The 6,390-nt window shown below is 70.2% G+C and carries 5 protein-coding genes; 2 read left to right on the top strand and 3 right to left on the bottom strand.

Annotation, left to right across the window (positions count from 1 at the left end):
• Window positions 1–41: 41 nt before the first annotated feature.
• Together ABT116_RS18855 and ABT116_RS18850 are read right to left on the bottom strand one after the other, a co-directional pair.
• Window positions 42–1,724 (bottom strand): FAD-dependent oxidoreductase, encoded by a 1,683-nt coding sequence (locus tag ABT116_RS18855; protein WP_351634634.1) that lies wholly within the window; start codon window positions 1,722–1,724, stop codon window positions 42–44.
• Window positions 1,725–1,883: 159 nt separating this feature from the next.
• Complete coding sequence (locus tag ABT116_RS18850) at window positions 1,884–2,885, bottom strand: DUF389 domain-containing protein (RefSeq protein ID WP_351634616.1); 1,002 nt, start codon at window positions 2,883–2,885, stop codon at window positions 1,884–1,886.
• Window positions 2,886–3,339: 454 nt separating this feature from the next.
• Between ABT116_RS18850 and ABT116_RS18845 the strand changes: the two genes are divergently transcribed.
• On the top strand, window positions 3,340–4,380 hold the full coding sequence (locus ABT116_RS18845) for a vWA domain-containing protein (RefSeq protein ID WP_351634612.1): 1,041 nt from the start codon (window positions 3,340–3,342) through the stop codon (window positions 4,378–4,380).
• Between the two features lie 146 nt (window positions 4,381–4,526).
• Here ABT116_RS18845 and ABT116_RS18840 read toward each other — a convergent pair whose 3' ends face one another.
• A complete protein-coding gene (locus ABT116_RS18840) occupies window positions 4,527–5,591 on the bottom strand; it encodes an enoyl-CoA hydratase/isomerase family protein (protein ID WP_351634608.1) in 1,065 nt (354 codons plus the stop codon).
• A 332-nt stretch (window positions 5,592–5,923) separates the two neighbouring features.
• Here ABT116_RS18840 and ABT116_RS18835 point away from each other — a divergent pair, with 332 nt between their 5' ends.
• Window positions 5,924–6,346: a DUF350 domain-containing protein gene (locus ABT116_RS18835; protein ID WP_351634604.1), complete on the top strand. Its 423-nt coding sequence runs from the start codon at window positions 5,924–5,926 to the stop codon at window positions 6,344–6,346.
• Window positions 6,347–6,390 lie beyond the last annotated feature (44 nt).

Here is a 6,390-nt window from a genome sequence, read left to right as displayed (position 1 = left end):
GGCCGATGCCGCCGCCGCGGGCAGGGCTCGCGCGGAACGCCTCACGCGAGGGGAGCCCGCGGGGCTCGGACGACTGCCAGTCCGGTCCGCAGGACCTCGCGCAGCACCGCCTCGGCCTCCGCCTGCGGGCCCGGTGACCGCCACAGGACGAAGCCGTCGGGCCGGACGAGCACGGCGCCCCCGGGCCCCGTGCCGTGGCGCTCCGCCCAGTCGGTGGCGTCCTCGGGCACCAGGTCGGCCCGATCTCCGGTGCCCACCCGGTACGACCTGAGGGGGAGGGACAGTTCGTCGGCGAGGCGCACGGCGGCCGCGTGCCACTCGTTCGGCTCCGCGGCGTCACTGAGCAGGACGAGGGACCGCTCGTAGAGGTCGAGCGTCGAGATCCGTTCGTCCCCGCGGCGCACCCACAGGTGCGGCGCCCTGCTGCCGGGTCCGCCGGTCAGGTCGAGGCTTTCCGGCACCACCGGGGCGGCGGGGTCGGCACCGACGACGGCGCCCTGCGGGTAGCGGTAGCCGAGGGCCACGTTGAGGATGCCCTGCCGTGGGCCACCACCGCCCGCTCCGGGCGGGGCGGCGAATCCCGGGTGGCTGTGCTCGGCCGACCGGGCCGCGGCCCGCGCGCTGGTGGCCTCGGCCACGGGACGGCGCTCGGTGTCGTAGGTGTCGAGCAGTTCCTCCCCGGCCCAGCCGTCCAGTACGGCGGCCAGCTTCCAGGCGAGGTTGTGCGCGTCCTGGATTCCGGTGTTGGACCCGAAGGCCCCGGTGGGGGACATCTCATGAGCCGAGTCACCGGCGAGGAACACACGCCCCGACCGGTAGCTGCGGGCGACCCTCTGGGCGGCGTGCCAGGGCGCCTTGCCGGTGATCTCCACATCGAGGTCGGGAACGCCGACCGCCCGGCGGATGTGCTCGGCGCACCACTCGTCCGTGAACTCGTCCAGGGACTGCCCGTGCTCGGGGTGCCAGGGGGCGTGGAAGACCCAGTTCTCGCGGTTGTCGACCGGCAGCAGGGCGCCGTCGGCCTCCGGGTTCGTCAGGTAGCAGACGATGAAGTGACGGTCGCCCACGACGTCGGCGAGGCGGTGGGAGCGGAAGGTGACGCTGACGTTGTGGAACAGGTCGCCGGGTCCGCTCTGAGCGATGCCGAGCTGCTCGCGCACGGGACTGCGGGGGCCGTCCGCGGCGACGAGATAGTCCGCGCGGATGGTGGTGTGCTCACCCGTCTCACGGCTCTTGACCACGGCGGTCACACCGGTGGGGTCGCTGTCGAACGACATCAGTTCGGTGGAGAAGCGCAGGTCGCCGCCGTGCCGGCGGGCGTGGTCGAGCAGGACCGGCTCGAGGTCGTTCTGGCTGCACAGGCACCAGGCGCTGGGGCTGAAGCGGGCCAGGCCGCCGCCCGGGTCGATGTCCTTGAACAACCACTCGCCCGCGTCGCCCACCAGGGTGGGCGCTTGCAGGATGCCGTGATTGACGGACAGGGTGGCGGCCGCCTCCTGGATCGCCTTCTCCACACCCGCCACCCGGAACAGTTCCATGGTGCGGACGTTGTTGCCCCGGCCTCGCGGGTGGATGGAGGTGCCCGCGTGGCGCTCCACCAGCAGGTGCGGTACGCCCAGCCGTCCCAGGAACAACGAGGTCGCCAGGCCGACCAGGGAGCCGCCCACGATGAGGACCGGGACGTCGATGGTGTGGGGACCCGCCTGTCCGGCTCGTTCTTTCATCACTCTCGCCTCCAGTGCGTCGATGCCGCCGGCCCAGCCGGTTGCGGCGGCGATCCTCATGCATGCCCCGGGGAGGTGACAGCGGCTCAGGCTTCACCCGCGTGCTTCGCGGCACGGCCCTCCGGGAGAGCGGGGAAGATCGCACTGCGGGGGGACGGTTCAGTCGCCGACTCGTCCGGCATCGACACGCCGCCCGCGGGACTCGTCCACGACGATGGGCACGCCATCGGGGATCTGTCCCCGAAGCCGGTCGAGCAGCGGCTGCACCGGGGGAAGGTCACCGGGAAGGCGGACGTGGATGTGCATCGTCCGCGAGACGGCGTCGACGCTGGTGACGGATGCGTCCGGCTGGTCCGCGAGCCACTGCTGCGCCGCCGTCTTCGTACGTCCCGTCCAGATCTCGAGCAGAAGCGTGAGCGCGGTGTTGGCGGCCAGGGGGATGAACACGGCGGCGAAGAGCAAGGCCATGGCCGCGTACGCCCGGCGCGCGGGGCCGCCGCCGGCCTTCCCGGCTGCTCCGTCGGAGCCGAGGCTCGCGAAGATCACCATGCCGCCGAAGACCAGGGCGAAGAAGTTGGACACGAACAGCACCAGGGCGCCGAGCGCCAGCCATCCCTCCAGCCGTCCCAGGCACACTCCCGACACCACCAGGGGCGGTACGAGCGAGATGGCGATCGCGACCCCGGGCAGCACGGCGGCGACGTCCCGCCGGGCGAGTGCGACCGCGCCGGCGAGGCCTGTGGCCAGGGCGGCGACCAGGTCCATCAGCCCCGGCGACGTCCGCGAGGAGATCTGGCTGTTGGAGAGCAGGTCGTAGTCACCTGGAAGCACCTGCGAGAACACCGTGCCGACGGCGATGGCCAGCAGGCACGCGAACAGGACCAGGCCGAGACCGCCGGTGCGTCGGCGCCGCACCGAGCCTAGGGCGATGCCCATGATCGGTGTCGACAGAGGCGCGATGATCATCGCCCCGATCACGGTCGCCGTCGAGTCCGTCAGGACTCCGCAGGCCGCGATGACCGACGACAGCGTCAGCATGGTCCAGAACGCCGAACGTTTGGACCGGGTGTCCCCGGACGACAGATCCAGGTCCTGCGCCAACTCATCCAGCGAGCGGCGTTGCGAAACCGGCAGAACAAGGGCACGAACACCGCTGATCATGCCCCCCAAGAAACCACAGCCGTCGCGCGCACCCCGGCCAGGACACGGTCACCATCGCCGGCTCCGCCGCGCTCCCGCGAACGAACCGTGCCGGTGCCCCGTCCACGACTGCGAGGCCCACAGCGCGGTGCCGGAATGGTGGCGGGGGCGGCAGGAGACAGCCGCGAGGACCAGAGGTGACGCCGTTTGGGAGGAACTCCGAGACGTGCTCGCACCGGCCGCAGGCCGTCGCCGGCCGACGCCGCAGATCGGCGGTGGACAGGGTGAAGGGAAGGGCCGCTCCGACCTCCCCAGGTGTCGCAGCCCTTCCCGTCCAGCGGCAAACGCTTACCCCGAGATTCGGACCTCACTCCTCACCCCGTCGGCGCTCGTCCGACCGCGTCTTCTTCCAAGATCGATTGTCAGTGGTGGGTGAGAAGGTGGGAACACCAAGCCGGAACGAGGGGGAGCTGTGATGTCCGAAAGCCAGAACTACATCAACCACGTTGCTCTAGTGCTGGATGCCAGCTCGTCGATGTCGCATCTGAGCCGCAAGGTCGTCGAAGTCGCCGACCAGCAGATCGCCTATCTCGCCCGCCGCTCGAGGGAACTGGACCAGGAAACCCGCGTCACGGTGTACGTCTTCGCCGACAAGGTCGAGTGCGTCATCTATGACAAGGACGTGCTGCGCATGCCGTCGCTGAAGCAGCTGTACCGGACCGGTGGGATGACGGCCCTCCTGGCAGCCGCGCTGAAGTCGCAGAGCGAGCTGGCGCAGACGGCCCAACTGTACGGAGACCACAGCTTCCTGACGTTCGTCCTGACCGACGGACAGGAGAACGCGAGCCACCGCTGTCCGGACGCCCCCGCCAGGGATCCACGTCAACTGGTGCAGGCCGTGGCGGAGATGATCCGGACCCAGCAGGACAACTGGACGCTGGCGGTGTTGGTGCCCGACCAGATGGGCAAGCGCGAGGCGATGCAGTGCGGCTTCCCGAAGGACAACATCGCCATATGGGACGCCACCAGCACACAGGGCCTCGAGGAGGCCGGGCTGGTCATCCGGCAGGCGACCGAGAACTTCATGATGGGCCGCACCCAGGGCATCCGGGGGTCGCGTGCGGTGTTCTCCACGGGCGCGGACGCGGTCAACGAAGACACCATCAAGGCAGCCGGCCTCACCCCGGCCGATCCGTCGAAGTACCAGCTGATCCCGGTTGCCCGCGACGCGGCGATCCGGGAGTGGGTCATCGAGTGCGGGCACACCTACACCACCGGTGGCGCGTACTACGAGCTGAGCAAGTCGGAGAAGATCCAGGCGCGTAAGCAGATAGCGGTGCTGGAAAAGAAGACGGACCGCGTGTACACGGGACCGCAGGCCCGCGCCCTGCTCGGGCTGCCCAACACGGAAGTGCGCGTCAAGCCCGACCACAACGACCACTTCACGATCTTCGTGCAGAGCACGAGCGTCAACCGGAGGCTCGTGGCCAACACGCGGCTGCTGCTGATGCTCTGACAATCCGTGAAGGCGATGGGGTGCCGGAGGCCGCAAGAGGGAGATGGATGTCTCTCCCGCCCCCGACGCCCCATCGCACGGCTTCTGACTGCCTCCTGGAGGGCGATCTGATGCCGCTTTCCCCCGAGTCAGACCTGTGCGTACCCTCAGCGAAGGCCCGGCGACAGACCTAGTTCGCGCTCGCCGAGCGGGGTGAAGAAGCGCTCGACGTGGGCATCGGTGACCTCGGCCAGGGTCTTCGGCGACCAGCGCGGCCTGCGGTCCTTGTCGACGACCTGGGCTCGGATTCCCTCCACCAGGTCGGGCGTGTCCAGGGCGGCGCAGGACACGCGGTACTCCTGGTTCAGGACCTGCTCCAGCGGGCCGAGCTTCCGGGCGCGGCGCAGAGAAGCGAGAGTGACCTTGAGGGCGGTCGGCGACTTGGCGAGCAAGGTCTCCGCGGCCTCCTTGGCGGCCAAGTCACCGTGCGCGAGCAGGCGACGCACGATCTCCTCGACGGTGTCGCCGGAGTAGCCGGCGTCGATCCAGTGACGCTGGGCGGCCAGGACGCCCAGCGGGGGTGTGCGCGCACAGCCGGCCAGGGCCTCCCCTGCGGGCAGCTCGGCCAGGGCGTCGAGGAAGTCCCGCAGCGAGGCCGTCGGCACGAAGTGGTCGGCGAGTCCGCACAGCATGGCGTCGGCGGCGCCGACCTGAGCCCCTGTCAGGGCCAGATGAGTGCCCAACTCCCCGGGGGCGGCGGCGAGCAGGTGGGTGCCGCCCACGTCCGGCACGAAACCGATGCCTGTCTCCGGCATGGCGACCCGGGACCGCTCCGTGACGACACGGACGCTGCCGTGCGCCGAGACGCCGACGCCGCCGCCCATCACGATGCCGTCCATCACGGCGACGTACGGCTTGGGGTAGCGGGCGATGCGGGCGTTGAGGCGGTACTCGTCGCGCCAGAACGCGGCCGAGGCGGTGCCGTCGCCGTCGCGGGCGTCGTCGTGGATGGCACGGATGTCACCGCCGGCACACAGGCCTCGCTCCCCCGCGCCGGTGATGACGACGGTCTCCACGGCGGGGTCCCGCTCCCACGCGAGGAGCGCCTCGTCGATGCGGCGGACCATGCTGTGCGTGAGTGCGTTGAGGGCCCGAGGCCGGTTGAGCGTGATGTGGGCGGCGCGCCCGCTGGTGTGGAAGAGGACGGGTTCCCGTTCCTCGGTTCCGCTCATCGGAACGCCTCCCCCGGGCCGTGGGCCGCGTTGACGCGCATGTCCTGTCGGTTCCTTCCCGTTCAGGTGGAGGGCACTTCATCCGCAGTGGCCGGTGGCGAACCACCTGGCCACTGCGACCCTACGGTGCCTGATGACCTGCCCGGACGAGTCGGCGGGGTGGGCGGGGCGGGGGCCGTACCGATTCCGGGGCCGGACCCGGACGAGGCTCCTCACGCCGGTGATCTCCCGGAGGTCCGGGCGCCGTTAACCGGGCGGCACGTGTGCGCTACATTTTGCCTCTCCTTGACCGCGATCACTCATGATCTCTACGCTTCGGAGTTGGCACCCCCATGAGCGACATCGTCAACGGACTCGGCCGGGCCACTGCATACGGCGGTCTGGGACTGGTTCTGTTGCTCCTCGGCATCGTCCTGGTCGACGTGCTGACGCCTGGAAAGCTCGGCCGGCAGATCTGGGAAGAGCGCAATCGCAACGCCGCCACCGTCCTCAGCTCCGCACTGCTCGGTATCGGTGGCATCGTGTTCACGTCCATCTGGACGACGTACGAGGACTTCGGCAAGGGGCTGGTCTCGACGGCGGCGTTCGGGGTGCTGGGGCTGGTCATGATGGCGGTGGCGTTCCTGGTGGTGGACCTGGTCACGCCGGGACGTCTGGGTGCGACGCTGGTCGAGGCGGAGCCGCACCCCGCGGTCTGGGTGACGGCATCCTGCAACCTCGCCGTCTCGGCACTCGTTTCGGCGTCCATCGCCTGAACCACCCGCGCGCACAGCCCTGTCGGCAGCTTCGTGTGAAGCAA

It is taken from the genome of Streptomyces sp. NPDC002130 (genome assembly GCF_040296465.1).
GTDB lineage: Bacteria > Actinomycetota > Actinomycetes > Streptomycetales > Streptomycetaceae > Streptomyces.
The sequence above is the reverse complement of the archived record's forward strand: the minus strand, read 5'-3'. Positions and strand labels throughout refer to the sequence as shown.